The organism is Burkholderia cepacia (assembly GCF_029962485.1).
Taxonomy (GTDB): Bacteria; Pseudomonadota; Gammaproteobacteria; order Burkholderiales; family Burkholderiaceae; genus Burkholderia.
Genome location: NZ_CP073639.1, coordinates 713,102 through 739,061, shown reverse-complemented (window position 1 = coordinate 739,061; position 25,960 = coordinate 713,102). Strand labels below are relative to the sequence as shown.

Annotated in this window: 25 protein-coding genes; 13 read left to right on the top strand and 12 right to left on the bottom strand. The window is 66.1% G+C overall.

Annotated features, from left to right (window positions below; all coding sequences use genetic code 11):
• The first annotated feature begins 2 nt into the window (after positions 1 to 2).
• From KEC55_RS34365 to KEC55_RS34355, 3 genes are all read left to right on the top strand, one after another.
• The gene (locus KEC55_RS34365; RefSeq protein ID WP_282512006.1) at positions 3 to 263 is read left to right on the top strand and encodes a hypothetical protein; all 261 of its coding nucleotides are present in this window, start codon (positions 3 to 5) and stop codon (positions 261 to 263) included.
• Between the two features lie 37 nt (positions 264 to 300).
• Positions 301 to 2,439: a phosphocholine-specific phospholipase C gene (locus KEC55_RS34360; protein WP_282512004.1), complete on the top strand. Its 2,139-nt coding sequence runs from the start codon at positions 301 to 303 to the stop codon at positions 2,437 to 2,439.
• A 140-nt stretch (positions 2,440 to 2,579) separates the two neighbouring features.
• Positions 2,580 to 3,266 (top strand): HAD family hydrolase, encoded by a 687-nt coding sequence (locus KEC55_RS34355; RefSeq protein WP_282512003.1) that lies wholly within the window; start codon positions 2,580 to 2,582, stop codon positions 3,264 to 3,266.
• A 12-nt stretch (positions 3,267 to 3,278) separates the two neighbouring features.
• On the opposite strand, the gene KEC55_RS34350 is transcribed toward KEC55_RS34355, so the two are convergent.
• From KEC55_RS34350 to KEC55_RS34340, 3 genes are all read right to left on the bottom strand, one after another.
• Positions 3,279 to 4,166 carry a LysR substrate-binding domain-containing protein gene (locus tag KEC55_RS34350; protein ID WP_282512002.1) on the bottom strand — a complete coding sequence of 296 codons (888 nt, stop codon included), beginning with the start codon at positions 4,164 to 4,166 and terminating at the stop codon, positions 3,279 to 3,281.
• A 121-nt stretch (positions 4,167 to 4,287) separates the two neighbouring features.
• Positions 4,288 to 4,659 carry a cupin domain-containing protein gene (locus KEC55_RS34345; RefSeq protein ID WP_282512001.1) on the bottom strand — a complete coding sequence of 124 codons (372 nt, stop codon included), beginning with the start codon at positions 4,657 to 4,659 and terminating at the stop codon, positions 4,288 to 4,290.
• A gap of 77 nt (positions 4,660 to 4,736) precedes the next feature.
• Positions 4,737 to 5,855 carry a polyamine ABC transporter substrate-binding protein gene (locus KEC55_RS34340; protein ID WP_282512000.1) on the bottom strand — a complete coding sequence of 373 codons (1,119 nt, stop codon included), beginning with the start codon at positions 5,853 to 5,855 and terminating at the stop codon, positions 4,737 to 4,739.
• 271 nt (positions 5,856 to 6,126) lie between these two features.
• On the opposite strand from KEC55_RS34340, the gene KEC55_RS34335 reads away from it, so the two are divergent.
• The 4 genes from KEC55_RS34335 to KEC55_RS34320 all read left to right on the top strand — a co-directional run bounded on the left by KEC55_RS34335 (position 6,127) and on the right by KEC55_RS34320 (position 9,848).
• Positions 6,127 to 6,981: a helix-turn-helix transcriptional regulator gene (locus KEC55_RS34335; protein ID WP_282511999.1), complete on the top strand. Its 855-nt coding sequence runs from the start codon at positions 6,127 to 6,129 to the stop codon at positions 6,979 to 6,981.
• Between the two features lie 48 nt (positions 6,982 to 7,029).
• A complete protein-coding gene (locus tag KEC55_RS34330; RefSeq protein WP_282513118.1) occupies positions 7,030 to 7,686 on the top strand; it encodes an ankyrin repeat domain-containing protein in 657 nt (218 codons plus the stop codon).
• Between the two features lie 139 nt (positions 7,687 to 7,825).
• Positions 7,826 to 8,737, top strand: a complete 912-nt coding sequence (locus KEC55_RS34325; protein WP_282511997.1) for an NAD-dependent epimerase/dehydratase family protein — start codon at positions 7,826 to 7,828, stop codon at positions 8,735 to 8,737.
• A gap of 208 nt (positions 8,738 to 8,945) precedes the next feature.
• Entirely contained in the window at positions 8,946 to 9,848 is a 903-nt protein-coding gene (locus KEC55_RS34320; protein ID WP_282511996.1) for a LysR substrate-binding domain-containing protein, read from the top strand.
• Positions 9,849 to 10,104: 256 nt separating this feature from the next.
• Here KEC55_RS34320 and KEC55_RS34315 read toward each other — a convergent pair whose 3' ends face one another.
• The gene (locus tag KEC55_RS34315; RefSeq protein WP_282511994.1) at positions 10,105 to 10,449 is read right to left on the bottom strand and encodes a DUF4148 domain-containing protein; all 345 of its coding nucleotides are present in this window, start codon (positions 10,447 to 10,449) and stop codon (positions 10,105 to 10,107) included.
• Between the two features lie 321 nt (positions 10,450 to 10,770).
• Here KEC55_RS34315 and KEC55_RS34310 point away from each other — a divergent pair, with 321 nt between their 5' ends.
• Entirely contained in the window at positions 10,771 to 11,790 is a 1,020-nt protein-coding gene (locus KEC55_RS34310) for an aldo/keto reductase (protein WP_282511993.1), read from the top strand.
• Positions 11,791 to 11,807: 17 nt separating this feature from the next.
• Positions 11,808 to 12,224 carry an SRPBCC family protein gene (locus KEC55_RS34305; protein ID WP_282511991.1) on the top strand — a complete coding sequence of 139 codons (417 nt, stop codon included), beginning with the start codon at positions 11,808 to 11,810 and terminating at the stop codon, positions 12,222 to 12,224.
• A gap of 153 nt (positions 12,225 to 12,377) precedes the next feature.
• Here the strand turns inward: KEC55_RS34305 and KEC55_RS34300 are convergent, their stop codons facing one another.
• The gene (locus KEC55_RS34300) at positions 12,378 to 13,289 is read right to left on the bottom strand and encodes a LysR family transcriptional regulator (RefSeq protein WP_282511989.1); all 912 of its coding nucleotides are present in this window, start codon (positions 13,287 to 13,289) and stop codon (positions 12,378 to 12,380) included.
• 101 nt (positions 13,290 to 13,390) lie between these two features.
• On the opposite strand from KEC55_RS34300, the gene KEC55_RS34295 reads away from it, so the two are divergent.
• Complete coding sequence (locus tag KEC55_RS34295) at positions 13,391 to 14,410, top strand: aldo/keto reductase (RefSeq protein ID WP_282511987.1); 1,020 nt, start codon at positions 13,391 to 13,393, stop codon at positions 14,408 to 14,410.
• A 132-nt stretch (positions 14,411 to 14,542) separates the two neighbouring features.
• On the opposite strand, the gene KEC55_RS34290 is transcribed toward KEC55_RS34295, so the two are convergent.
• Genes KEC55_RS34290 through KEC55_RS34275 form a run of 4 tightly spaced genes read right to left on the bottom strand, consistent with a single transcriptional unit; the run spans position 14,543 to position 18,215 of the window.
• The gene (locus tag KEC55_RS34290) at positions 14,543 to 15,325 is read right to left on the bottom strand and encodes an ABC transporter substrate-binding protein (RefSeq protein ID WP_282511985.1); all 783 of its coding nucleotides are present in this window, start codon (positions 15,323 to 15,325) and stop codon (positions 14,543 to 14,545) included.
• 40 nt (positions 15,326 to 15,365) lie between these two features.
• Entirely contained in the window at positions 15,366 to 16,802 is a 1,437-nt protein-coding gene (locus KEC55_RS34285) for an NAD(P)/FAD-dependent oxidoreductase (protein WP_282511983.1), read from the bottom strand.
• On the bottom strand, positions 16,799 to 17,098 hold the full coding sequence (locus KEC55_RS34280; RefSeq protein ID WP_176046585.1) for a (2Fe-2S)-binding protein: 300 nt from the start codon (positions 17,096 to 17,098) through the stop codon (positions 16,799 to 16,801). Before KEC55_RS34280 ends, KEC55_RS34285 begins: the two co-directional genes overlap by 4 nt.
• Complete coding sequence (locus tag KEC55_RS34275; RefSeq protein ID WP_282511980.1) at positions 17,091 to 18,215, bottom strand: NAD(P)/FAD-dependent oxidoreductase; 1,125 nt, start codon at positions 18,213 to 18,215, stop codon at positions 17,091 to 17,093. The genes KEC55_RS34280 and KEC55_RS34275 overlap by 8 nt, the downstream gene beginning before the upstream one ends.
• A gap of 149 nt (positions 18,216 to 18,364) precedes the next feature.
• On the opposite strand from KEC55_RS34275, the gene KEC55_RS34270 reads away from it, so the two are divergent.
• Complete coding sequence (locus tag KEC55_RS34270; RefSeq protein WP_282511978.1) at positions 18,365 to 19,279, top strand: LysR substrate-binding domain-containing protein; 915 nt, start codon at positions 18,365 to 18,367, stop codon at positions 19,277 to 19,279.
• Positions 19,280 to 19,346: 67 nt separating this feature from the next.
• Here KEC55_RS34270 and shc read toward each other — a convergent pair whose 3' ends face one another.
• A complete protein-coding gene (shc, locus tag KEC55_RS34265) occupies positions 19,347 to 21,386 on the bottom strand; it encodes a squalene--hopene cyclase (protein WP_282511976.1) in 2,040 nt (679 codons plus the stop codon).
• A gap of 53 nt (positions 21,387 to 21,439) precedes the next feature.
• On the opposite strand from shc, the gene KEC55_RS34260 reads away from it, so the two are divergent.
• Complete coding sequence (locus tag KEC55_RS34260; protein ID WP_282511974.1) at positions 21,440 to 22,129, top strand: TetR/AcrR family transcriptional regulator; 690 nt, start codon at positions 21,440 to 21,442, stop codon at positions 22,127 to 22,129.
• A 194-nt stretch (positions 22,130 to 22,323) separates the two neighbouring features.
• Complete coding sequence (locus tag KEC55_RS34255) at positions 22,324 to 22,863, top strand: AAA family ATPase (RefSeq protein WP_432626329.1); 540 nt, start codon at positions 22,324 to 22,326, stop codon at positions 22,861 to 22,863.
• On the opposite strand, the gene KEC55_RS34250 is transcribed toward KEC55_RS34255, so the two are convergent.
• Positions 22,864 to 24,363, bottom strand: coding sequence for an FAD-dependent monooxygenase (locus tag KEC55_RS34250; protein ID WP_282511972.1), 1,500 nt, complete (start codon positions 24,361 to 24,363; stop codon positions 22,864 to 22,866). It abuts the gene before it with no gap.
• A 194-nt stretch (positions 24,364 to 24,557) separates the two neighbouring features.
• Positions 24,558 to 24,941, bottom strand: a complete 384-nt coding sequence (locus tag KEC55_RS34245) for an ATP-dependent protease (protein WP_282511970.1) — start codon at positions 24,939 to 24,941, stop codon at positions 24,558 to 24,560.
• Positions 24,942 to 25,960 lie beyond the last annotated feature (1,019 nt).

The window sequence follows — 25,960 nt, the reverse complement described above, 5'->3', positions numbered from 1 at the left end:
ACATGAACCTCACACACCTGCGCCGCGTGCGCGTCGCGCTCGCCGCCTGCGTGTTGAGCGCGCTGGTCGCCGGGTGCGGCGGCGACGATTCGGGCAGCACGCCCGCCAGCGCCGCGAAGGCGAATGCCGCGCCGGCCGGTGCGGGCGGCGCGAGCGCGCCGGTGCCGATCGTCGCGCTGCCGGGCGCCGGCCCGTGTGCCGCCTCGGGCACGGCCGCGCTGCCGTCGCCGTTGCTGAACTCGCAGCTGCGCTGCGCGCCGTGACGCGCGCGCCTTTCCGGAACGACCTTCCTTCCCGATCATGACTTCCATCGACCGCCGCTCGTTTCTCCGTGCCGCCGCTGCCGGCACGGCTTTCTCGATGTTCCCGCCGGCGATCCGGCGCGCGCTCGCGATTCCCGCCAACAACCAGACGGGCACGATCAACGACGTCCAGCACGTCGTGATCTTCATGCAGGAAAACCGCTCGTTCGATCACTACTTCGGCACGATGCCCGGCGTGCGCGGCTTCGGCGATCGCCTGACGATCCCGCAGCCGGCCGGCACGCCGGTCTGGCAGCAGAACGACGGCAAGCGCCCGGTGTTGCCGTTCTATCTCGACAGCACGAAGGGCAACGCATTGTTGGTCGGCGGCGCGCACTCGTGGACCGATTCGCATTCGGCATGGGACAACGGCCGGATGACCGCATGGCCCGCGTCGAAGGGCGATGCGTCGATGGGCTACCTGCGCCAGTCCGACCTGCCGTTTCACTTCGCGCTCGCGAATGCGTTCACCGTGTGCGACGCGTACCACTGCTCGCTGCACGGCGGCACGAACTCGAACCGGATCTTCCTGTGGACCGGCACGAACGGCCCGACCGGCTCGAACACGGCCGTCGTGAACAACGACGGCTGGGACGGCCTCGGTTCGTCGAAGACGGGCCTCACGTGGACGACCTACCCGGAGCGCCTGCAAGCGTCGGGCGTGAGCTGGAAGGTCTACCAGAACATGCCGGACAACTACACCGACAACCCGCTCGCGGGTTTCGCGACGTTCCGTAAGGTCAACGAGACCGTGCCCGGTTCGCCGAATGCGCCGTACACGCCCGCGATGGAGGCGCTGTCGCCGCTGTACAAGGGGATCGGCAACACGATGCCCGACGGCGGCTTCCTGCAGTCGCTCGCCGACGACATCGCGGCGAACCGGATGCCGCAGGTGAGCTGGATCGTGTCGCCGACCGCGTACTGCGAGCACCCGGGCGCGTCGACGCCGGGGCAGGGCGCGTACTACCTGCAGCGCCTGCTCGACACGCTGACCGCGAATCCGGACGTGTGGAGCAAGACCGTGCTGTTCGTGAACTACGACGAGAACGACGGCTTCTTCGATCACATGCCGCCGCCGAACCCGCCGTCGCGCAACACCGACGGCACGTATGCGGGCAAGTCGACCGTGACCACGCAGTACGAGTACTTCACGCTGCCGAACCCGCCCGGCGATTCGTCGCCGCTCGCGCCGGACGGCCGCCCGTACGGGCCGGGCCCGCGCGTGCCGATGTTCGTCGTGTCGCCGTGGAGCACAGGCGGCTGGGTCAACTCGGAAGTGTTCGACCATACGTCGGTGCTGCGCTTTCTCGAGCAGCGCTTCGGCGTGCAGGAGCCGAACATCAGCCCGTGGCGCCGCGCGGTGTGCGGCGACATGACGTCGGCATTCAACTTCAGGAACCCGAACGGCAACCCGACGACGTCGCTGCCGGCACCGACCAAGGCCGCGGCCGATGCGCAGCACGTGCAGCAGGCCCTGATGGGCGCGGTGCCCGTGCCGTCGGTCGCGTCGCAGCAGATGCCGGTGCAGCCGCAGGGCACGCGGCCGTCGCGCGCATTGCCGTACGAGCTGCACACGAGCGCGAGCGCCGACGTATCGGGCGGGCTGCTGTGGCTCACGTTCAGCAATACGGGCACGGTCGGCGCGGTGTTCCATGTGTACGACAAGCTGCATCTCGATCGCGCGCCGCGCCGCTATACGGTCGAAGCGGGCAAGCAGTTGTCGGATTCGTGGCGCGCGGTGGCCGACGACGCGGGCAACTACGACCTGTGGGTGCTCGGGCCGAACGGCTTCCTGCGCGAATTCCAGGGCAACGTCGCGCAGGCCGCGAGTGGCCCCGTGCCGGAAATCCGCGTGTGCTACGACCCGGCGAACGACGCCGTGTACCTGACGATCATGAACGTCGGCAACGCGGCGAGCCAGGTCACGGTCACGTCGAACGCGTACCGCACCGACGGCCCGTGGAGCTATGCGGTACCGGCCGGGATGCAGGTCGAGCCGTACTGGACGCTCGCCGCGTCGAGCGGCTGGTACGACTTCACGCTGACGGCCGAGAACGGCCTCGTGCGCCGCTTCGCGGGCCGGGTCGAGACCGGCAAGGACAGCATCAGCGATCCGGCGATGGGCGTGTCCAACTGACGGGCGCCGGCCGTGCGGCCGGCGTCGCATCACCGGGTGCCGCCGGCGCGCCGATTCGCGCCGGCGGCTTTTGTGCGCGGCTTCGCGTGGGCGAGGCCGCGCGTTTTTCATTCCTTCCTGTTCACACGACGCTTCATTCGATGACGCAACTCGCGCTTTTCGATCTCGACCTCACCCTCATTCCGTTCGACAGCGACCAGGCCTGGGGCCGTTTCATGGTCGAGCACGGCCTCGTCGACGCGGCCGAATTCGACCGTATCGACGCCGCATTCGCGGCCGGCTATGCAGCCGGCACGCTCGACATCCACGCGCATCTGTGCAACATGCTTGCGCCGCTCGCACGCTATTCGCGCGAACGGCTCGCACACTGGCACGCGTGCTTCATGGCCGACGTCGTGTGGCCCGCGATCTCGCCGGCCGCACTCGACCTCGTGCGCCATCATCGCGAGCGAGGCGACCTGTGCTGCATCGTCACCGCGACGAATGCGTTCATCACGCGGCCGATCGCGCGCGCATTCGGCATCGAGGCGCTGATCGCCTGCGAGCTCGAGACCGTCGACGGCCGGCCCGAGTCGCGCTATACGGGGCGCCCGGCCGGCGTGCCGAGCTATCGGGAGGGGAAGATCGTGCGCACCGATGCGTGGCTTGCGTCGCTCGGTCTTGCGTGGACGGATTTCGAGCGCAGCTGGTTCTACAGCGATTCGCACAACGATGTGCCGTTGCTCGAGAAGGTGACCGATGCGATCGCGACGAATCCGGATGAACGATTGCGCGCGGTGGCGATGCAGCGAGGCTGGCAGATCGTCGACGTGTTCGAAACGGTATGAGCGTGCGCGTCGCTATGCGCGTGCAAACGTGCATTCGTCGCGGCGTTCGACGTTCGCCATGAACGCCGTGATCAGCCGCGTATCGGCGCGCGCATCGAGGTAGTACAGGTATTCGTGCATCGGCGGCAGATCGTCGGCGATCGCGATCGCGCGCAGCTCGGGATGCGCGCCGACCTCGCCGCGCGGCATCAGCGTGCAGCCCATGTCGTGCCGCACGGCTTCGCGAATCGCTTCGCGGCTGCCAAGCTCGATCGCGTTCGCGGGCACGTCGATGCCCGCGTGCTTCAGCACGTGCTCCATCAGCGCACGCGTGCGCGAGCCGGCCTCGCGCAGCAGCAGCGTCTCGCGGGCCAGCATCGCGAGCGTCACCGACTCGCGCGCGGCGAGCGGATGCGAGCGGTGCACGACCAGCACCAGCGGATCGTTCGCGATCGTATGCCGGACGAAGCGCGGATCGTCGTCGCGCTTCGACGAGACGGCGACGTCGACACGAAAATCGACGAGCGCATCGAGCACCTGCTGCGAGTTGCCGATCTCGATGCTGATCTTCACGGCCGGATACTGGCGGCGGAATGCGGCGATCGCGGGCAGGATGTAGAACGGGCCGGTCGTGCCGACGCGCAGGTTGCCCGTGTGCAGTTCGCGCTCGTTGCGCAACGCGAAATCGATGTCGTATTCCATCTGCAGCATCTGGCCGATCATCGGCATCAGCGACGCACCGGCATCGCTGAGGTCGAGACGGTTGCCGCGACGATGAAACAGCTCGACGCCGTAGTGGCGTTCGAGCTGCTGGATGCGCGACGTGATCGTCGGCTGGCTCACGTCGAGGCGCTTCGCGGCCGCGGTCACGCTTCCCTGGCGGGCGGTTTCGTAGAAGGCGGCAAGAAGCAGGGCAAGCATGGCGACACACGGGACGGGACGACCGGAAATTACCGGTTGCGCGTGTCATTTCCATGTCATTGGCGTGGAAATGCGTGGCAAAGTGGGGCGCGATGTTGCGCGCCCCCCGTGCTGCCGTCGCTTATCCGGCCGGTTGCTCGTCGTACGCGACGAAGATCTTGCGCGTGCGTTCGACCACTTCCCACGTGCCGCGAAAGCCTGGCGGAATCACGAAGCGGTGGCCGGTACGCAGGGTTTTCCGGTTGCCTTCGAGGTCGGTGATCACCGACGTGCCTTCGAGGATCTCGCAGTATTCCGCTTCGGTGTACGCGACGTGCCAGCATCCGGGCGTGCTTTCCCAGATGCCGGTCGAGAAACGGCCGCACGGACTCGCGAAGCCGGGCGTGAGCGTGTGCAGCGGATCGCCGGAAATCAGCTTCTCGGGCGATACGCGGTACTGCGTCGGCTCGCCGCTGGGGGCAAACGCGTCGGTGATGGAGGAAACGTCGATCATGATGGTCAGGTTGCGTCGAATTGAAATGAACGCGCCGACGGCGCGTTCGCATGATTGCATGGTTGAGGGCGGCGCGGTCAGTTGCCGGTTTTCAGTTGCTGCCACAGGCGGTTCTCGAGTCGCGCGATGTCGGCCGAACGCGGCTTCGACAGCGTCATCCTGTCGAGCACGTCGGCGGACAGATACACGTTCGGATCGTGCGCGACGGCCGGCGTCACGTACTGATGGGCCGCCTTGTTCGCGCTCGGGTAGTAGATCTCGTTGGTGATGTCCGCGTTGACCTTCGGGTCCTGGATGTAGTTGATCCACTGCAGCGCGGCTTCCGGATGCGGCGCATCCTTCGGAATCGCCATCACGTCGAACCACAGGATGCCGCCTTCCTTCGGGTTCGCGTAGCGGATCTCGTAGCCGCGCTTCGCCGCCGCCGCTTCGCGGCGTGCGACGCTGACGTCGCCCGACCAGCCGAGCACGACACAGACGTCGTTGTTCGCGAGGTCGTTGTTGTAGCCCGACGAGTTGAACTGCGTGATGTACGGGCGCACCTTCTTCAGCATGTCGAACGCCGTGTGATAGTCGGCCGGGTTCTTGCTGTTCGGGTCCTTGCCGAGATACTGGAGCGCGGCCGCAAACACGTCGTCCGGTGCGTCGAGGAACGACACGCCGCAGCTTTTCAGCTTCGACACGTTGGCCGGATCGAACACCAGCGCCCAGCTGTCGAGCGGCGCGCCGTCGCCGAGCGCCTTCCTGACCGCCTGCACGTTGTAGCCCACGCCGTCGGTACCGTAGGCCCACGGTACGCCGTACTGGTTGCCCGGGTCGGATTCGGCGATCTTCTTCATCAGCGCGGGATCGAGGTTCGCGAGGTTCGGCAGCTTCGTCTTGTCGAGCTTCTGGTACACGCCGGCCTGGATCTGCTTGGCCATGTAGTTCGACGTCGGCACGACGATGTCGTAGCCGGAACTGCCGGCCAGCAGTTTCGACTGCAGTGTGTCGTCGCTGTCGTAGACGTCGTAGCGCACATGCACGCCGGTCTGTTTCTGGAAGTCCGGGATCGTCGTTTTCGCAATGTACTCGGACCAGTTGTAAACGTTCAGTTCGGCGTCGGCCGCGCGGGCCGGCGATACCGACAGCGGCGCGAAGCAGGCAACGGTCGCGATTGCAACGGGGAAGGCGAGACGAAAAACGCGGACGATCATGGTCACTCCCTTTCGGAACGAGGGCGGCGCACTGCGGGGCGCAGACGCGCCGCGGGTCGGTCGGCGAGACGCGCGGCGGTTCGCTTCGAACCGCGAACGCGCCGACGGGCCTCGCCGGATATCGGGAACGACTGTATGTGGCGGCCGGCCGGATGTCTGTCCATGAAATCCGTACAGCCGGGCGGCCGTGCGTAAGGGAACCCGGCACGAGGGAATTGGCAATGCACTTTTGGCGTGGTAACGGTAAGCGTCCCATTCTTTCGTGCATCGTATGACCGACCATGACGCCGCCGCAACGATCGATATCCAGTTGAACCAGCTCGTATTCATGTCCGACGCGCTGTCGGCCGTGGCCGGTGCGATCGGATCGCCGGATTTCGTCGCGGTCGTGTTCGAGAACCTGACGCGCATCGTCGATTGCGATTCCATTCATCTGGATTACGAAGACGAGTCGCTGCTCGAGCGTCGCGTCGGCTGGATCGGCAGCTACGGCACGTATCCGGACCAGATCGAGCGTACGATGACGCGTTATTACCGCGATTTCGCGCAGATCGATACGACGTTCGACTGCATCCGCGGCGAACGCGATACGCAGCTGCTGCAACTGTCGACGCTGCGCCTGAACCCGGAGATCCGGCGCGCGTTTTACGATACCGAGGACATTCACGACGAATGCGTGGTCACGTATCGTGTGGACGAGCTGACCTATGCGCTGTCGGTGTGCCGCGCGCGCCGGCTGCCGCCGTTTTCGCTGAAGGAGCTGAGCATCGTGCGGCATGTCGCGCTGATCGTGTTGCCGCTGGCGGTCGCGCATCGGCGCATCGTCGGCGACCGGCCGGCCGATGTGGGCACGGCTCGTGCGCGCGAGGGCATCGCCACGCAGCGACTGCACGACGTGTTCGAGAAGCTGACGTCGCGCGAGTCGGAAGTGTGCGTCCGCCTCATTCGCGGCCGGAAGACGCAGGATATCGCGCACGAACTGGGCATTCGTCCGTCGTCGATCGACACCTATGCGCGTCGCGCATTCGCGAAGCTCGGCATCGAATCGCGGCGCCAGCTGCTGAACCTGCTGGTCGATCACGATGCGCTCGACGCGTCGTCGGCGGCGCGCCGGAGCGACGCGTGACGATGTTGCCGTGAAGCACACGCGATACCCGAGGAGCGCCGCTTGAGCATGGCATGGGATGGCATCACGGGCGCCGATGTACTCGGCGATGCGGAGGTCGCGAGCCGGCACGCTTTGGCCGACGCGGCACGCAATGGCGAATGGGCGACGATGCTCGACTGCGTTGCGCGACAGCCTGACCTCGTCAACGCGACGCGGCTCGGCGGCACGTCGCTCTACACGCCGTTGCATCAGGCCGCTTACGGCGGCGCGCCGAAAGCGGTCGTTGCCGAACTGCTGCGACTCGGCGCATCGCGCATGCTGCGCGATGCGCAACGCGAGCGCGCGATCGACATCGCGGTGCGGCGCGGGCACCGGCATCTGGTCGAGTTGCTGGCGCCGCAGCCGCAGCGCTTCGTGCCCGACGATGCGCTGCTGGCCATCCAGCGCCATTTCCACGCGATGATCCTGGGCCGCATCGCGCACCTGCGCGTCGATGCACTGCGCCTGCCCGAACTCGAACCGCTGCTGGAACTCGACGCGCGGGCCAGAAGCACGTGGTTCGCGGTGCCGGGCATGTACGGCGGCTTCAGCTATGCGTTGCGCACGGATGGCGATGCGGCCGTGCTCGTGTCGGCGAGCTGGAGCCGCGTGGTCGGCGGCTCGGGCCAGCGCCACGAGGTCACCGCGAACGGCTGTACGCTGGTCGAAGAGGGATTCGTCTGACGCGGCCGATCATCCCGTTGCGCTCAAAACTGTTTTGGCGATTCGTGCCTTTCCCGGGCTACGCCGGCCGTCGATACTGCGGCACACGACATTTCGCGAGACGTGACCCGCACTGGCCGTCTCGCTCTCGGAGCAGCGGATGAAAGGCATCAAGATATTCGTGACGGGCGCGAGCGGCTACATCGGCGGCTCCGTGGCCGCGCGGCTCGTGTCGGCCGGGCACGTCGTCACCGGCTTGACGCGCGACGGCGAGAACGCCGCGAAACTCGCGGCGGCCGGCATCATGCCGGTCGTCGGTTCGCTCGACGATGCGGCGCTGCTGCATGCGTTCGCGCGCGACGCGGACTGCGTCGTCAACGCGGCCAGCAGCGATCACCGCGAGGCCGTCGAGGCGATCATCGCGGCGCTGGGCGGCTCGGGCAAGACGTTCCTGCATACGAGCGGCACCAGCGTGATCGCGGACGACGCACAGGGCGCGCATGGCGATGCCGCCGTATTCGACGAAACGACGCCCGTCGTCAAACCCGCGAAGGCCGAGCGCCACGCGATCGACCGGCTCGTGATGTCGGCAGCAACCCTCGGCATCCGCTCGGCCGTGATCTGCAACAGCATGATCTACGGCGACGGCCTCGGTATCCGCCGCGACAGCGCGCAACTGCCGCTGCTCGCGGCCATCGCGCGCGACGCCGGCGCGGTGCGCGTGATCGGCAAGGGGCTGAACCGCTGGTCGAACGTGCATGTCGACGACGTTGCCGATCTGTATCTGCGCGCGATCCATACGGCGTCGCCGGGCGCGTTCTACTTCGCGGAAAACGGCGAAGCGTCGTTCGCGGAAATTGGCCATGCGCTTGCCGAACGTCTCGACCTGCCGTCCGTCGTCGAATGGGACGTCGCCGACGCAGCGCAGGTGCTCGGTCATTCCCGCGCGCATTTCTCGCTCGCATCGAACAGCCGCGTGAAGGCGTTGCGCGCGCGACGGGAGCTCGGCTGGGCGCCGAAGCATGGCGCGATGCTGGACTGGATTCGCGACGAGATGCCCGTCGCCGCGTGAATCCGGTGCATCGACCCGTATGAAGAAAAGCGCGCCCGCCCGGGCGCGTCCGCGCGACCGGCCACGGGCCTCACGTCGGATTGTTCCGACAATATTCGCCGCGCATTGTTGAATCGAAATCAACTGTGATTCGCGTCCGCGCCCGCTTATCAAAGCGGTGCGGCGGCACTATCGTGACGGTTCCTGAAACCGCTGACGACTGCCGACCATGAAGACGACCCTCGACGAGATGCTCGCGTTCGTGACCATCGCCGATACCGGTTCGCTGACTGGCGCGGCCGACAAGCTGCACCAGCCGACCTCGGTGATGAGCCGGATCCTGCGGCGCCTCGAGGAGAAGCTCGACACGACGCTGATCCGCCGCACGACGCGTCGCCTCGAAGTGACCGAGGAGGGCAAGCTCTTCCTCGAGTACGCGCGCGACATCATCGCGTCGGTCGAATTTGCCGAGGAGCAGATCGTCAGCCAGCGCGAGACGCCGTCGGGGCGCCTGCGGATCAATGCGGCGATGCCGTTCATGCAGCACGTGATCGCGCCGATGATGCCGGGCTTCCGCGAAGCGTATCCGGCGATCGCGGCCGAACTCCATACGAGCGACGAGATCATCGACCTGCTCGAACAGCGTACCGACGTGGCGATCCGGATCGGCGAGCTGCGCGATTCGACGCTGCACGCGCGCCGGCTCGGCAGCAGCCGGCTGCGTATCCTGGCGAGCCCTGCTTATCTGGAGAAAGCCGGCGTGCCGACGAGCGTCGCCGATCTCGCGAACCATACGCTGCTCGGTTTCGTGCAGCCGGAAACGCTGAACCACTGGCCGCTGCGCAGTGCCGACGGCGACAGCTATCGAATTCACCCCGCGCTGCAGGCATCGAGCGGCGAGACGCTGATGACGCTGGCGTTGAACGGCGCCGGCATCGCATGCCTGGCCGACTACATGACGAGCAATCATTGTCGTGACGGCAGCCTGGTCGAACTGCTCGTCGACGAAACCGTCGAGTTCCGTCAGCCGATTCATGCGGTCTACTATCGAAATACCCGGCTGTCGTTGCGCATCTCGAGCTTTCTCGACTATGTCGCCATGCAATTGAAGAGCAGCGGCGATATCGACTGACGCGCATCGGCTGCCTGCCATGCATCGCCATCGGTCGCGCGATGCATTCGTCTGCGGCGGCAGTCGTCTCCTTTCCTGTTGAAATTCCGATCGTTCCGTTTGTCGATCTGGCGCATCGATGCCGCCGTGGCGCCGATTGCATTCGAACGACGCGCGGCCCGAATGCCTGTTCAGGCGATCCGGGCCGGCCATGCTGAAGGCAGGGGCGAGCGGTGGCGCGTATCGAGAGGCGTGCCCTCTTGCGCGTCGACGCGACTCAATGACCGCGATAGATCGAGTCGCGGCCGTTGATCATCGTCGCGCGGCCGGATTCGCTGGTGGTGCGGGCTTCGCTGCCGTAACCGGCTTTGTCGGCGGCCGGTGCGGCATTCGGTGTTGCCTGTGCAACGGCATTTTCATGCACGCGCTTTTCTGCGGCGAGGATCGCGACCGGATACTGGTTGTGGTCCAGCGCCGGGGTGTAGCCGACGGCCGCGAGGCGGGCCATTTCGGCCTTCACTTCGGCGCGGGTCAGTTGATGGTCGGCCTGCTGCGCGAACGACAGCGCCGGGGCGGAAAGGATCAGTGCGGCAAGCGTGGAAGAAATCAGCGTTTTCATCATGGGTACCTGTCAGGTTGAGTGAACCGCAACCACGTTGATGTCGTTGCGTGTGCAGCCAATATAGGTATCGCGGCGCCCGGGAAAAACGGCTGCCGGCCCAAATGATTTTTGATCTCAAATCACGAATCGGGCGCGGATTCGGTCGAAAGCCTTGCCGGCCGGGCGTCCTGCCCGAACGGGGTGTCGGCGTGGCTCATCGAGACAGGTCTCAAATCGGCCAATCAGACCTCGTGGGACTCAAGTGTGTCTAATTCCGTCTTGGACAGACTTAACCCGCCTGCCTAGACTGAACTCGCTTTCCCTTACTTCCTGGAGAAAATCATGAGTCTCAAAGACAAGCTGCCCGGTAACAAGATCCTTGGTTTCGGTACTGCCCCGCTCGGCAACATGTTCCGCAACATCCCCGACGCGGAAGCCGCGGCCACCGTCGAAGCGGCATGGCAACACGGCATCCGTTATTTCGATTCGGCCCCGTTCTATGGCGCCGGCCTGGCGGAAATCCGCCTCGGCGACGCGCTGGCGAACCACCCGCGTGACGAATATGTCCTGAGCACGAAGGTTGGCCGCGTGATCCTCGACGAAGTCGAAGACGTGTCGGCGCGCGATCTCGGTGAAAAGGGCGGCCTGTTCGAACACGGCCGGCCGAACCGCATCGTCAACGACTACACGGCCGACGCGACGCTGCGTTCGATCGAGGACAGCCTGAAGCGCCTGCGCACCGACCGCCTCGACATCGTCTGGGTGCACGACATCGCCCAGGATTTCTATGGCGACGAATGGCTCGCGCAATTCGAAGTGGCGCGCAAGGGCGCATTTCGCGTGCTGAGCAAACTGCGTGAAGAAGGCGTGATCAAGGCATGGGGCCTCGGCGTAAACCGCGTCGAACCGGTCGAGCTGGTGCTCGATCTCGCCGAACCGCAACCGGACGGCATGCTGCTGGCCGGCCGCTACACGCTGCTCGATCACGAGCGCGCGCTGCAACGCGTGATGCCGGCGGCTGCCGCGCAGAACGTCGGGATCGTCGTCGGTGGCCCGTACAGCTCGGGCGTGCTCGCAGGCGGCACGCACTTCGAATACCAGAAGGCTTCGCCGGAAATCCTCGCGAAGGTCGAGCGGATCAAGGCGATCGCCACGCGCTACAACGTGCCGATCAAGGCCGCCGCGCTGCAGTTCTCGATGTCGCATCCGGCCACCGTCGCGGTGATTCCGGGCGCGAGCCGTCCGGAGCGGATCGCGGAAGACCAGGCTGCGCTGAACGTGGTGATTCCGGCCGACTTCTGGCGCGACATGCGCGAACAGGGTCTGATTGCGGCCAATGCGCCGCTGCCGACCGATCGTTAATCGACCAAGGTGATGACATGGCACAGGCAAATGCAAGCATCGAACTCCCGGCTTCGGCCGGGACCGTCTGGCAACTGATCGGCGGCTTCGGGTCGCTGCCCGACTGGCTGTCGTACATTCCGGCCAGCGAACTGGGCGAAGGCGGGCGCGTGCGGCGTCTCGCGAACCCGGCCGGCGACGCGATCGTCGAGCGGCTGGTCGCATTCGACGAAGCGGCGCGCAGCTACACGTACGCGATCCTCGAAGCACCGTTCCCGGTCGTGAACTATCGCTCCACGCTGCGCGTGCGCGAAAACGGTCCGAACGCGTCGAGCGTCGAGTGGTCGGGCACGTTCACGCCGCACGGCGCGACCGATGACGACACCGTCAAGCTGTTCCGCGGAATCTACGAAGACGGCCTCGCGGAACTCGCAAAGCGGTTCGCGGCGGCCTGACGGCAGCGCATCGCATCGTGCGAGCAGGAGCCTGGCGATATCGGGCTCCGTCAGCGCCTTCGTTGCGGGTTCAGGCTCGCAGCGAAGGCGTTGGCATGTTTGCTTCGCATGCGCGACGGCACCGAAGCGCTGGCGCCCCGATCATTCAGGGTGTTATTTTCCGGCCGCCGCGACGACTTCCTCGCCGGTCAGGATCTCGCGGAAGGTGCCGACCAGCGGCCGCAGGTTGACCTTGTGCCACGCGGCCCAAAGCGGCGTGCGGTAGCTGAACCATGGCAACTCGCGCAGCACGACGCCTTCCGGCACCTGATGACGCAGGCTCTGCTGGATCATCGTCACGCCGAGCCCGGCGGCGACGAGCCCGAGCGCGGCGAGCGGCTCGGTCGCTTCGACCGAAATCTCCGGCGAGAAACCGGCCTTCGCACAGGCCGCGACGAACGCGCCGTGACGCGGCGCGCTTTCCTGTTGCGTCACGCCGATCCACGCTTGCGTGGCGAGATCGTCGGCGACCAGCGTCTTCTTCTTCGCGAGCGGGTGCCCGTCGGGCATCGCGAGCAGCATCGGGTCGTTCATCACCATCGTCGCATCGAGTTCGGGATCGTCGGGCGCGGGTGGCTCGGTGACGAGCGCGATATCGAGACTGCGCTCGCGCAGGCCTTCGAGCTGCGCGGCGGACGTGTAGTTGTACAGCGCGATATGGACGGCGGGGCGCTCGGCGCGCAGCGCCTTCAACGCGCGCGGCAGCACGCCCGAGTGCGTGGCCGTTTCCAGGTAGCCGATGCACAGGCCGCCTTCGTCGCCGCGGCCGAGCCGTCGCGCCAGCGACTCGAGCCGGTTCGCGTGGCGCAGGAACGCGTGCGCTTCGCTGAGGAACGTGCGCCCGTCGCGCGTCAGACGAATGCGCTGCTGGCTGCGTTCGAACAGCGTCAGGCCAAGCTTTTCCTCGAGCTGCGCAATCTGGCGGCTAAGCGGCGATTGCGAAATGTGCAGGCGTTCGGCCGCGCGGCCGACGTGTTCTTCTTCCGCGACCGCGATGAAATATTGAAGCTGGCGGATGTCGAGCATATAAGACCTTCTGGGACTCAAGTTTGATGAATTATGTCTTGGACGGACTTGTTTGTGCAACCTAGACTGGGTGCACTTTCCTGTCAGACCTGGAGCAACACATGAGTCTCAAAGACACGCTGCCGGCCGGTAACCGGCTCGGTTTCGGCGCAGCGCCGCTCGGCAACATGTTCCGCGACATTCCCGACGTAGAAGCGATCGCAACCGTCGAAGCCGCGTGGGCGCGCGGCATACGTTACTTCGACACCGCGCCGTCGTATGGCGCGGGCCTCGCGGAATCGCGCCTCGGCGACGCGCTCGCTGGCCATCGCCGCGACGACTACTTCATCAGCACGAAGGTCGGCCGTATCGTGCTCGACGAAATGGAAGACGCGAAGACGCGCGACTACGGCGACAAGAGCGGGATCTTCGCGCACGGCCGCGCGAACCGGCTGCTGAGCGATTACTCGGCCGACGCGACGCTGCGCTCGATCGAGGGCAGCCTCAAGCGCCTGCGTACCGATCGCCTCGATATCGTATGGGTGCACGACATCGCTCAGGACATCTATGGAGACGAATGGCTCGCGCAATTCGAAGCGGCGCGCAAGGGCGCATTCCGAGTACTGGGCAAGCTGCGCGAGGAAGGCGTGATCGGTGCGTGGGGCCTCGGCGTGAACCGTGTCGAACCGGTCGAACTGGTGCTCGACCTCGCCGAGCCGCAACCGGACGCCATGTTGCTCGCCGGCCGCTACACGCTGCTCGATCACGAGCGCGCGCTGCAACGCGTGATGCCGGCGGCCGCGGCCCGTAACGTCGGGATCGTCGTTGGCGGCCCGTACAGCTCGGGCGTGCTCGTCGGCGGCGCGCATTACGAATACCGGAAGGCGCCGCCCGAGATCGTCGCGAAGGTTGAACGGATCAACGCGATCGCCGCGCGCTACGACGTGCCGGTCAAGGCGGCCGCGCTGCAGTTCGTGCTCGCGCATCCGGCGACGGTTTCGGTGATTCCGGGTGCGAGCCGTGCGGAGCGTATCGCGGAAGATGTCGCGGCACTGAGGTTCGATATCCCCGCCGATTTCTGGCGCGAGATGCGCGAGCAGCAGCTCGTCGCTCCCGACGCGCCGTTGCCGCTCGCTCGCTGAACGGCAAGCGATGCGACCGTGCAGGCCGGCGTGGGTCCCGTCGCTTCGATGAACGTCAATCGTCGCGATACCGGCTGTATGCGTACGGCCCGCAGGCGGTGCCGTGGCCCTTCGATCGCCCCGCGTTCGACGTCAATTCCCGTACATGTCGAAATCGAAATACTTCGACTGGATCGTGTTGTAGGTACCGTCGCTGCGGATCTGCGCGATCGCGCGATTGAGTGCGTCGCGCAGATCGCCGTCGGCCTTGCGCACGCCGGCCGCGTCGCCGTTGCCCATGATCTTCGGGTCGTACACCACGCCGCCCGCGAACGAGAAGCCCTTGCCGCGCGGCGTCGACAGGAACCCGAGCTGGCCTTGCACCGCATCCATCAGCACGCCGTCGACGCGCCCGTTGACGAGATCCGCATACGCCTGGTCGTAGCTCGGATACGGGACGACCTCGACCTTCGCCGCCGCCCACTTTTCACGCGCATAGGTTTCCTGGATCGTGCCCTGTTCGACCGCGACGCGCTTGCCGGCGAGCTTCGCCGCTTCCGGGAGCAGCCCCGAGCCGGTGCGTGCGATCAGCCGCGTCTGGTTGCGATACAGGCGGTCAGTGAAGTCGATCTGCTGGCGTCGCTGTTCGGTCGCGGCCATCGACGACAGGATCACGTCGAACTTGCGCGCCTGCAGCCCCGGAATCAACCCGTCGAAACTGCTCGATACCCACACGCATTTCGCATTCAGCTTCGCGCACAGCGCGTTGCCGAGATCGATGTCGAAGCCCTTCATGCTGCCGTCGGTCGCCGTCGATTCGAACGGCGGGTAGGTCGGATCGACCCCGATGCGGATGGTCGTCCATTCCTTCGCCGACGCCATCGACGCGAAAACCATCGCGGCGGCGGAAAGGAGAATCGTGAGGCGCGTTTTCATGGTTTGGCTCCGTTCGTGTGGGGATGAATCTGTTTATGCGTCAGCTCGGAAATTCGCCGCGCTGGAAATCGTTCGACAGTTCGAGGGCGTCGGCCATCTCGCCGACGGTGACCGGCTTGATCGGTGCGCGGATCCGGTAGTACCCGACATCGTCGACGCTGCGCTGCTGCACGTCGGCGATCAGCTCGCCGACCGTCGTGCCGCACCAGCGCCCCTGGCACGGGCCCATCCCGCAGCGCGTGAATGCCTTCATCTGGTTTGGCCCCTGGCAGCCGCGCGCGGCGAGCTGGCGAACCTCGCCGGCCGTGATTTCCTCGCAGCGGCACACGATCGTGTCGTCACCGGGGTGGCGGATAGCGGCGGGCGGCGTGTACAGCGCGTCGAGCAACGGGCGCACCGCGAGATGACGGCGCAATGCGCGCAGCACCGGGCGCTCGCGTGCGGATCGGCGTTGTGCGTCGAGTGCGCCGAGTTGCGCAGCGATGTCGAGCGCCGACACTTCGCCGGCGAGTGCCGCGGCCTGTGCGCCGCCGATGCCTGCGCCATCGCCCGCAATCCAGACGTGCGGCACGCTGCTGCGGCCGCGCGCGTCGCACTGCGGACGCCAGCATGCCGAGGATGCGTCCCATGCATGCGCGCAGCCGAGCGAACGCGCAAGCTGCGTCGACGGAATGACGCCTTGATGGAGCAGCACGAGCGACGTGTCGAGCGTCTGCACGACGCCGTCTTCGTCGCGAAAGCGGATGCGTTCGGCGCGCGTGTCGCCGTCGATGGCGATCTCGGTCGCGCCGCGATACACGGGAATTCCGGCGTTGCGCACCGCGCGAAGCATGCGCCAGCCCTTGAGCAGATAGTCGGCGCCGCGCAGTGCCGGCAACGCATGCGGGAGCGCACGCCGCCATGCGTCGCGCGGTGTCGTGTCGACCAGCGCGCGCACGCGCCGGCCCGCGTTCAGCAATTGCGCGGCGAACAGCCACAGCAGCGGGCCGCTGCCCGCGAGCACCGCATCGGCCGACGGCGCGAGGCCCGACGCTTTCAGAAGCGTCTGCGCGGCGCCGACACCCATCACGCCGGGCAACGTCCAGCCGCGCACCGGCCACGGGCGTTCCTGCGCGCCGGTCGCGATCAACACCGCACGTGCGCCGACTTCGAGCGTGCCGCCTGACGGGCCGCTTTGCGTGAGCATCGCGACAGGCTCCGGTTCGAACGCGACCTGCCAGACGACGCTGCGCGGCAGATAGTGCGCACCGCTCGCGAGCAGGCCGTCGACGAGCGGCCGGCCAGCCGTGTAGTCGGTGCCGAGCCATGACGCGAGCGGCGCCGGTGCATCGGTCACGTTGCGGTAGATCTGGCCGCCGGGTGCGCGGCCTTCGTCCGCGACGACGACCGACAACCCGGCCGAACGCGCGGCGGCCGCCGCCGCCATCCCGGCCGGCCCGGCGCCGACGATCAACAGGTCACACTGGCGGCGCGTCATGCGAGCCTCGCCTTGCCGTGCATCGCACGCACCTGCATGCCGTCGGAGACGGGTGTCATGCAGCCCTGCACGTTGGGCACGCCGTCGACTTCGACGAGACAGTCGAAGCACACGCCCATCATGCAGAACGGGCCGCGCGGCGCACCGCTCACGGCGCTCGCGCGGCACGCGGCCGAACCGGCGGCGAGCATCGCGGCAGCAACGTTGTAGTGCGCGGGCACGTCGTGCGGCGTGCCGTCGATATGGATGCGCACGCGTTCGAACATCGCGGCGGCGGGAATGAGGGATTCAAACATGCCGGGCTTCCGTGGGCGCGGCGAAGCGCGCGGTGGTAAAGGCGGACAGGTCGGCGGGCGCGGCGCCGCCCACGATCCACGGCGCGACGAGATCGGCATGGGTTGCCGCGAGCGTCACGCCGCTGTGGCAGATCGCGATGAACGCGCCTGGATGGGTGGCCGACGCTTCGTAGACGGGCAGGCCGTCAGGCGTCATGATGCGCAGCGCGCCCCACGCGCGCACGATGCGCGCATGCGCGAGCGCCGGAAACGCGGTGCGTGCGCGGCGTGCGATGTCGACCATCGCGGGGCGTGTCTGTCCGTCGTCGAAGCCGACGTCCTCGGCCGAGTCGCCGAGCAGCACCGAGCCTTCAGGCGTTTGCCGCACGACGAGCGTCGGGTAGTCGAGAAACGGTGCGAGGCGCTCGGTGACCATGATCTGGCCGCGCAACGGCGAGACCGGCGCACGCAGGTCGACCATCGGCGCGAGCCGCGCGTTGTCGAGGCCGGCCGCGAGCACCACGCGCCCGGCTTCGAGCCGCGCGTCGCGCGTGTCGATCTCGAAGCGCCCGGCGCGCGGGCGGATTTCCGTGACTTCGCTGCGCGGCAGATAGACGCCGCCGCACTGCTGGAACGCCTGCAGCATCGCGCGCAGCGTGTAGAGCGGATTCGCGTGGCCGTCGTTCGGCGACCACAGCGCGCCGGCCAGCGATGGCGACGCCGACGGGATGCGCCGGCGCAGTGCTGTCGGATCGAGCACTTCGTACGACAGCGCGGCTTCCTGCCGGCGCAGCGATTCGAGCAGGTCGGTCGCGCTGTCGAGTTCGGCACGATGCTCGAACAGTTCGATGCCGCCCGGCCGCTCGAAACCGCAGTTCACCCCCGTTTCGCGCTGCAACTGCGCGGCGAATGCGTGCCAGCGCTCGGACGATTCGCGCGACCAGCGCGCATACGGCAGGCAGCGGCCGCCTTTGCCCTGTACCCACACGAGCCCGAAATTGCCGCGCGCCGCACGAAACGCGATGTCGTCGCCGTCGCAGACGGCGACGGTTTTGCCGAGACGCGCGATACCCCACGCGATCGCCATGCCGACGAGGCCGCCGCCGGCCACGACGACGTCGAAGCGGCGCACGGTCATGCGCGGCTCCGGTGTCGCGGGTGCAGCGGTTGCGTGTTATATCCCATGACGGCGCGGCTCCTTGCTTTCAATACGTTGCGGAATCGATGTTCGGACAGGCAAAATGTGCTGTCCAATACAGCTTGATCAACGACCCATAATCCAGTGTTATGACCATGCCATCGCTGAGGATTCGTCAGATCGAAGCGTTCCGTGCGGTGATGCAGCGCCATACCGTCACGCGCGCGGCGCGCGATCTCCACATCTCGCAGCCGGCCGTGAGCCGGCTGATCGCCGATCTCGAGGACCGGATCGGCTTCGTGCTGTTCGAGCGGCAGCAGGGGCGCTTCACGCCTACGGCGCAGGCGCGCGTGCTGTACGAGGAGGTCGAGCGCGCGTTCGTCGGGCTCGATCGCGTTGCGCAGGCCGCCGAGCAGATCCGCGCGATGCGGCGCGGCACGCTGCGCGTGGCCGGCTCGCCGGCCGTCGCGCTCGACCTGCTGCCGGAGCTCGTGACGCGGTTCTCGCACGCGCATCCGGGCGTCGACATCACGCTGCTCGCGCATAGTGCGTCCACGGTCGTCGACAAGGTCGCTTCCGGGCAGTGCGATGTCGGGTTGATCGCCGAACCGGTGCCCCATCCGGCCGTGCGCGGCGAGCGCCTCGCGGAAAGCGCGATGTGCTGCATCGTGCCGCGCGGGCATCGGCTCGCGCGCAAGCGCGTCGTGCAGCCGGCCGACCTGCGCGACGAATCGTTCATTTCATTTCCACCAAGTTTCGAGGCGCGCAGCGCGATCGATCGCGTGTTCGTCGAAGCTGGCGTGTCGCGGGTACTGTCGATCGAGGCGCAGCTGTCGCAGACGATTGTCGCGTTCGTCGCGAATGGTGCGGGCGTTGCGCTGATCGATCCGGTGACGGCCGCGTACGCGGGCCAACGTGTGGCCGTCAAGCCGTTCGAGCCTGCCGTGCCCGATCACTTCTATCTGGTGACGTCTGCGTCGCAGCCGCTGTCGATGATCGGCGACGCGTTCTGCGTCGATCTGCGCGATGCGTTTGCGAGGATGCGGGAGAAGGGGGCCGAGTGATTCGGCGGGGAGGGGGATGCGACTGCGAGCGCGCCGGGTGCCTTCGGGCACCGCGGCGCGCGATCGATCAAGCGACGGCCGTGTCGGTCGCTTCGACTGCTGAGGGCGTGGCCGCCGCAGCAGCGCCCGCCAGCCGCCGGTAGCGCGCGAGCGCCCACAGCGGGAAGTACGCGGTATAGCCGTGATACTTCAGGTAGAAGATGCGCGGGAAGCCCGGCGCATTGTGCGAGCGGTGCCACCAGAAGCCGTCGTCCTGCTGCACGGACTGCAGGTACGCAATGCCGCGCTTCACCGAATCGGATTCGCAGTCGCCGAACGCCATTTGCGCGAGCAGCGCCCACGCGGTGAAGTTCGACGTGCTCTCGCCGCCATTGGTGCCGGCGAGCTTCGGGTCGATGTAGCTGTCGTTCGTCTCGCCCCAGCCGCCATCCGCATGCTGCCTTGCACGCAGCCATTCGATCGCGCGTGCGATATACGGCTGCGACTTGTCCTCGCCGGCGAGCGCGAGGCCGGCCAGTACGCTCCACGTTCCGTAGATGTAGTTCGTGCCCCAGCGGCCCCACCAGCTGCCGTCGGGTTGCTGCGTGCGCTTCACGTAGTCGATGCAGCGCGCGAGCGACGCGCGTTCTTCCGCGCGTTTCGTCACGCCGAAGCACAGCAGCACGCGGCCCGACACGTCCTCGGTCGGCGGATCGAGCAGCGCGCCGTGATCGGCGAACGGGATCGCGTTCAGGTACATGCGGTCGCAGTCGGCATCGAAAGCCGCGAAGCCGCCGTTGCGCGATTGCAGCCCGCGCATCCAGTCGAGCGCGCGCGCAACGCGCGGCGCATGCGGATTGGTGCCGTCCGCGTTGCGATGCGTGCGGCCGCGGCGATCGAGCATCGCGGTGACGACCGCGGTGTCGTCGATGTCGGGGTAGTACGGGTTCGCGTACTGGAACGCCCAGCCGCCCGGTTCGACGTCGGCTGGCGCGTTCTCGATCCAGTCGCCGCGCAGGTCGTTCACCTGACGCACGGCCAGCCAGTCGTACGCGCGTGCGATGCGTTCATCGAGTTCGCGCAGCGCGCCGTCCGGCTCGCCGGCGTCCGGCGACGCGACGCCGCGCGCCTGCTCGAGCGCCATCGTGCTCCATGCGGTGTCCCACACCGGCGACAGGCACGGCTGGCAATACATGCTGCCGTCCGGACGCGTGACCAGCAGTTTCTCCAGCGCGTTTTCGCAATCGCGACGCAGCGGATGGTCGTCCGGGTAGCCGAGCACCTGCATCATCTGGTAGCTGTACACGATCGGCGGGAAGATGCCGCCGAGCCCGTCCTCGCCGTTCATGCGTTCCGCGCACCATGCTTCCGCGTGCCGGATCGCGCGCTGCCGCAGGCCCTTCGGCATCAGCGGCTCGATATGGCGGACCGTGCGGTCGAGCGCGAGGAACGCCTTGCGCATGCCGCTCGCGGGCGGGAAATACTGGCGCTCTTCATCCGGCGGCGTGACGAACAGCTCGCGGATCGAGATGTTGCGCGGATTGCGCGCACGCGCCTTCAGCGAGCACAGCACCAGCAGCGGCACCATCGTCGTGCGCGCCCAGTACGCGACCTTGTACATCGAGATCGGCACCCACTTCGGGAACAGCACGAATTCGATCGGCATGAACGGCGCCGCGCGCCACGGCACCTGGCCGAACGTCGCGAGCAGGATGCGTGTGAACACGTTCGCGCGCGCCGCGCCGCCGAGTGTCAGGATGGCATCGCGCGCGCGGATCATGTGCGGCGCCTGTTCGCTGTCGCCTGCCGCTTTCAACGCGAAATACGCCTTTACGCTGCACGACACGTCCGGTTCGCCGTCGACGTACAGCGCCCATGCGCCGTGCGTGTCGAGCCGCTGGTTCGCACGCAGGTAACGCGCCATCTTCTCCTGGCGGTCGTCGTCGATCTTGTCCATGAAATGCATCATCAGGATGTATTCCGCGGTGATCGTCGCGTCGGATTCGAGTTCGAAACACCAGCTGCCGTCGGGCTGCTGAAGACGCACGAGCGCGTCGCGTCCACGGGCGATCGCGGTGTCGAGCGCGGACCAGGGAGAGGGGGCCGATTTATTCATGCGGCGGATCATACCATCCAGCCGGAATGTTTATATCGAGACGCCCGGGTGCTACCATCCGCACCATGAAAAAACGCCTCGAACCCGCGCCGCACGATGTGTCCGCGCCTGTCGAACCGGCTGGAACGGCCGGCGCACGGGCGCCTGAAGGATCATCGGCGCCGGCCGGAGCCGTCGCCGGAGTGCGGCGAAAAAAAGCGCCGGACCAGGTGCGCGCGCAGCTGCTGGCAGCCGCATCGGAAATCGCGACACATCACGGCGTGGCCGCGTTGACGCTCGATGCGGTGGCCGAGCGCGCCGGCGTGACGAAAGGCGCGCTGCAGTATCACTTCGCGAACAAGCAGGGGCTGCTGGATGCGTTGTTCGGGCAGGCGACCGCGCGGTTCGGTGCGCAGATGGACGCGCGGATGGCGGCGGATCCGCGCGGCGACGGCGCGGCGGCGCGCGCTTATCTGCATGCGGTGCTCGATGCGGCGAATCCGGCCGCGAGTACCGATGTGCTGCGCGTGCTGGTTGCGTCGATGATTACCGAGCAGGACACGCGCGAGCGATGGTCGGTGCCGATGCGCGAATGGACGCGGCCCGATCCCGTGCCGCTCGAGCAGGCTGCCACGCTGATGATCTGCCGGCTCGCCGCCGACGGGTTGTGGATCTCGGAGCTGCTCGACAGCGTCGAGGTATCGGTCGAACTGCGCGCGGAGATCGTGCGGCAGCTCGATGCGATGAGCAAGGGGGTGTTTCCGAAGGGTGGCTGAAGCAGCCAGTATCACATCGGCTTGCTCGCGCGCGGACGGTTCGTTATTCTGATGCGCATGAACCGATCGCCTGCCCATTCGATTATTTGCGCCGCACTTTTGCCGGCGGGGTAGCCATCGACTGAATGATTGTCATCTCAACCCGCCCGGAAGGCGGGTTTTTGCTTTCTGGGCCCTTCATGGAGTACCTGGAAATGCAGATCGAGCATCCATTTCAAGCGGCATTATCGAATGACGCGGTGTTGCTCCACATGGTGTGCGGCAAGATCGCGTCGGGAAAATCGACGCTGACCGCACGGCTGGCGAACGCGGAGCGGACCGTCCTGATCAGCGAAGACACGTGGCTTGCTCGCCTCTATCCGGGCGAGATCCTGTCGATCGACGACTATGTCAGGTATGCCAAACGTATCAAGGACGTGATGGCTGATCACGTTGGTGCCGTTCTGCAGGCCGGCGTGTCGGTGGTGCTCGATTTTCCATTCAATACCGTGGCGGCGCGCGCATGGGGACATCGCATCGCGCAGGTCGCCGGCTGCGGCCATCGTCTGCATTATCTCGATGTCAGCGATGCAGTGTGCAAGGCGCGCCTGCGTGCGCGCAATGCGCTAGGGGAACATCCGTTCCAGGCGTCGGATGCCGAGTTCGAGCAGATCACGCGGTACTTACTTCGTCGCGCCGGATGCGGCGGAGGGGCTGAATGTCGTGACCTGCGGCGACGCGGGCGGCGTAAGTGATCAGCCGGGTGGCCCGAACCAGATGTTCATAGCATCCTGAAGACCGTCTTGCGTGTGGGTTCCAACCCACGCCACATAACCATCGGGCCGGATCAATACCGCCGTCGGTGCGGCCACCTGGCCCAACGCAGGCAGTTCCCAAGGACCGTCGTATCGGGCGTGAACCAACGTGACGCGATCCAGCCAGCGCGTGATGTCGATGCTGTCGGGTTCGTCGAGATTCAACAGCACGGGCCGGGCACGCCGGAGCAGCGCAAAGACGCGGATCGACCCGTCAGGCGTGATCAGGTCGAGGTCCGGCATGCGGCGACCGAGCAGCGGATGCCCGGTACCGAGATCGTAATGGACTCCAAGCCCGCACATCTCGGCGGCGGTTCGCTTGCGGGGTTCGTCCATGCGAAACAGCTCCGCGGCGATTTCACGCAACGCTTCGGTGCTGTCGTCGGTGCGCTGCAGGGCGACCTGCGCCATCGTCGTGCGCAGCACGCGGGCCGCGACCGGATGTTGCTCGGCGTGATACGTGTCGAGCAGGCTGTCAGGCGATATGCCTTTCACCACCTGAGCCAGTTTCCAACCCAGATTCACGGCATCCTGGACGCCGATGTTGAGGCCCTTTCCGCCCACCGGGGAGTGCACATGGGCCGCATCGCCGGCGAGGAGAACGCGGCCCTTGCGGTAGGTTGCTGCTTGCCGTGCCATGTCGGTGAATCGGGAAATCCACGTCAGATGGTGCGCGCCGTAGTCGGTGCCGCATGCGGCGACGAGCGCTTCCCTGAGATCCTCCAGCGTGGGTTCGGTCTTCGCACCGACCGCCTTTTCAGTCACCATTACGCCGACGGGTCCCTCGGTGGCAAAGACGATCTTGCCATCACGAATTTCGTATTCCTCACGGCCGAAGGCATGAATGCCCAGCGCAGTACGATGGACGCCCAGTGGCGGTTCCTCTGTCATCTCGCACTCGGCGAGAATGCTGCTGGTCGTTGCGTCCCAGCCTGGAAACTCGATGCCGGCGGTTTTACGCACGAGGCTGCGGCCGCCATCGCACCCGACGAGATAGCGCGCGCGCAGTGACGGACGACTGGACAGTTCGATGGTGACGCCCGAGTCGTCCTGCGCGAAACCCGTCAAGTCGCAGTCGCGATAGATCGGCACGGCCAGCTCGTCGACCCACCCGGCGAGAATGCGCTCGATATGTTTTTGTCGTAGCCCCAGCACGTAATTGTGCCGGGTCGGAAAATCGCTGATGTCCAGACGAATCGACGCAAATCCGGTGACTTGCGCCTTCTGTCCTTCAGCAAGGAAGCGGTCCACGATGCCACGCTGATCGAAAATCTCGAGTGTCCGGGCAATCAGGCCGCCGGCGCGCGAACCTGCAAGCGTCTGGTCGGGGCGGCGTTCGACGATGGCGACATCGACGCCCGCCAGCGCCAGTTCGCCTGCCAGCATCAAACCGGTTGGCCCGCCTCCGGCAATGACAACTTCGTGCTCCGATACCTGCATTGGCTACCTCACGGAATCAATGCTGCCAGTCGAGCCGTTGCACCTCCGAGGGCAAGGGTCGGAGCACAATGATCACGCGTTTCGAAGATTCGAAGGCTTGCCCACTCTTGGCGGATCGGTTGCAGCAGCCGAGAGCCCGACGTGACTCCAGCCGCGCACCCGGCACGACTGGATAGCGTCATGGCAAGCAACGGTCAGAGATCGCCGCGCACTTCACCGGTTCCCAGCGCGCTCCGCTGACGGTTGACTTCCGCCCAAAGCTCGTCGCTGTCGTCATTGCGCAGCAGGACCATCCAGTCCAGTTGATCGTCGGTTACGCCGAAGTATTCCAGGATTTCCTGGCGAACCGCATCGACGAACTGCGCGTATTCCGGGGTTGCCTGGGCCCGCGCGTGCAAGGCGTCATATTCTGCATCGTCCGCACCGCCGCCGTACTCGTCGATGTAGCGCGCGATCCACTGGTCCCGTTCGTGGTCGTAGTCGGCCTCGGCGCGCATCGCCTGCACGGCCGTGTAGAAATCCAATTGGGCAAACGCGGCGATCGCCGCCGTTGTCGCCTCGTCGAATGTAGTCGTCATGCCATTTCTCATGTTGATCGTGGCACATGATCGCACAGGCCGTACCCGGGCAGGTGTTACGAATCCGGATGGTGCAACACGCGCTTTGGCGCCGACGTTTGGCCCGTGCAAAGGCGCCATGATCGGGGGATTCATGCGTTCGGGTGTGCCACTCGTCGGGGCCGCACGGGCGACAGGGCATGCGAGCGATGAAAACAACTGGGTGTGGCAGGTTGTCGAAAGAGTTTCGAGCGTATCGCCGCGAGAGTCACATCGGCACTCAAACGCCGATGCGGGCGCCGGTCGTGAATTGCTCGCAATGGCAGAACTTCGCCGGATATCTCCCCGGTGGTACGTTATCGGATCAAAACGACCCTGCAGAGACAGTCGCGGACAGCGAAAACGGACATTCGCATCCTCGTTAGACGCGAATCTGTCCTATTGGACTTGGCGTCTATCTTGCCTAAATTCGCAGAGCGCCTGAATCGCCGTCCCTGATCACGGCGTGACAGGCAGTTGCCTCCATGCGCCGGCTATGCGTCGGTACAAGTGAGGGAGCAGTCGATGGTCACAATCCCCGGACCGCTCTACGACTTGCCGAAGCTCCACTAACCCTTGTGTGGAAGATGAGTCGCAGAATGCAAGGAGGTCACGCGCTGGAGCAACGGCGACAAAGCCCTGTGGGGCGACATGTGCATACCAGTGATTCCACATGGCATCAAGCGTGAGAAGACTCGCCTCGAAGTTACCTCCCATGAGTGCAACATATATGGAACCGTACTCGCGAACAACCAGGCTTTCTTCCGCAAGAGTCTGCAAATTTGAAACGGCGATTGAATGAAGCTGATCAGCCGAAACACACTCCTGTTCCAGATGCCGGTGCTGAACGAAAGCCAAATGATCAGATGCGTCTACGACATACGAAACCAATAGGTCGTCGCTGAGAGGACGGAGAACAGGCGAGTCTTCGCCTGACAACGATATTGCTGGCGTTGAGTCTTGCACCATGGGCTTCAGATAAGCGATGGCGCGGGCACAAA

What these genes read in the sequence shown, in the direction of transcription:
- KEC55_RS34365 (WP_282512006.1), top strand. Translation starts at nt 3, where the DNA reads ATGAACCTCACACACCTGCGCCGCGTGCGCGTCGCGCTCGCCGCCTGC.
- KEC55_RS34360 (WP_282512004.1), top strand. Translation starts at nt 301, where the DNA reads ATGACTTCCATCGACCGCCGCTCGTTTCTCCGTGCCGCCGCTGCCGGC.
- KEC55_RS34355 (WP_282512003.1), top strand. Translation starts at nt 2,580, where the DNA reads ATGACGCAACTCGCGCTTTTCGATCTCGACCTCACCCTCATTCCGTTC.
- KEC55_RS34350 (WP_282512002.1), bottom strand. Translation starts at nt 4,166, where the DNA reads ATGCTTGCCCTGCTTCTTGCCGCCTTCTACGAAACCGCCCGCCAGGGA.
- KEC55_RS34345 (WP_282512001.1), bottom strand. Translation starts at nt 4,659, where the DNA reads ATGATCGACGTTTCCTCCATCACCGACGCGTTTGCCCCCAGCGGCGAG.
- KEC55_RS34340 (WP_282512000.1), bottom strand. Translation starts at nt 5,855, where the DNA reads ATGATCGTCCGCGTTTTTCGTCTCGCCTTCCCCGTTGCAATCGCGACC.
- KEC55_RS34335 (WP_282511999.1), top strand. Translation starts at nt 6,127, where the DNA reads ATGACCGACCATGACGCCGCCGCAACGATCGATATCCAGTTGAACCAG.
- KEC55_RS34330 (WP_282513118.1), top strand. Translation starts at nt 7,030, where the DNA reads ATGGCATGGGATGGCATCACGGGCGCCGATGTACTCGGCGATGCGGAG.
- KEC55_RS34325 (WP_282511997.1), top strand. Translation starts at nt 7,826, where the DNA reads ATGAAAGGCATCAAGATATTCGTGACGGGCGCGAGCGGCTACATCGGC.
- KEC55_RS34320 (WP_282511996.1), top strand. Translation starts at nt 8,946, where the DNA reads ATGAAGACGACCCTCGACGAGATGCTCGCGTTCGTGACCATCGCCGAT.
- KEC55_RS34315 (WP_282511994.1), bottom strand. Translation starts at nt 10,449, where the DNA reads ATGATGAAAACGCTGATTTCTTCCACGCTTGCCGCACTGATCCTTTCC.
- KEC55_RS34310 (WP_282511993.1), top strand. Translation starts at nt 10,771, where the DNA reads ATGAGTCTCAAAGACAAGCTGCCCGGTAACAAGATCCTTGGTTTCGGT.
- KEC55_RS34305 (WP_282511991.1), top strand. Translation starts at nt 11,808, where the DNA reads ATGGCACAGGCAAATGCAAGCATCGAACTCCCGGCTTCGGCCGGGACC.
- KEC55_RS34300 (WP_282511989.1), bottom strand. Translation starts at nt 13,289, where the DNA reads ATGCTCGACATCCGCCAGCTTCAATATTTCATCGCGGTCGCGGAAGAA.
- KEC55_RS34295 (WP_282511987.1), top strand. Translation starts at nt 13,391, where the DNA reads ATGAGTCTCAAAGACACGCTGCCGGCCGGTAACCGGCTCGGTTTCGGC.
- KEC55_RS34290 (WP_282511985.1), bottom strand. Translation starts at nt 15,325, where the DNA reads ATGAAAACGCGCCTCACGATTCTCCTTTCCGCCGCCGCGATGGTTTTC.
- KEC55_RS34285 (WP_282511983.1), bottom strand. Translation starts at nt 16,802, where the DNA reads ATGACGCGCCGCCAGTGTGACCTGTTGATCGTCGGCGCCGGGCCGGCC.
- KEC55_RS34280 (WP_176046585.1), bottom strand. Translation starts at nt 17,098, where the DNA reads ATGTTTGAATCCCTCATTCCCGCCGCCGCGATGTTCGAACGCGTGCGC.
- KEC55_RS34275 (WP_282511980.1), bottom strand. Translation starts at nt 18,215, where the DNA reads ATGACCGTGCGCCGCTTCGACGTCGTCGTGGCCGGCGGCGGCCTCGTC.
- KEC55_RS34270 (WP_282511978.1), top strand. Translation starts at nt 18,365, where the DNA reads ATGACCATGCCATCGCTGAGGATTCGTCAGATCGAAGCGTTCCGTGCG.
- shc (WP_282511976.1), bottom strand. Translation starts at nt 21,386, where the DNA reads ATGATCCGCCGCATGAATAAATCGGCCCCCTCTCCCTGGTCCGCGCTC.
- KEC55_RS34260 (WP_282511974.1), top strand. Translation starts at nt 21,440, where the DNA reads ATGAAAAAACGCCTCGAACCCGCGCCGCACGATGTGTCCGCGCCTGTC.
- KEC55_RS34255 (WP_432626329.1), top strand. Translation starts at nt 22,324, where the DNA reads ATGCAGATCGAGCATCCATTTCAAGCGGCATTATCGAATGACGCGGTG.
- KEC55_RS34250 (WP_282511972.1), bottom strand. Translation starts at nt 24,363, where the DNA reads ATGCAGGTATCGGAGCACGAAGTTGTCATTGCCGGAGGCGGGCCAACC.
- KEC55_RS34245 (WP_282511970.1), bottom strand. Translation starts at nt 24,941, where the DNA reads ATGACGACTACATTCGACGAGGCGACAACGGCGGCGATCGCCGCGTTT.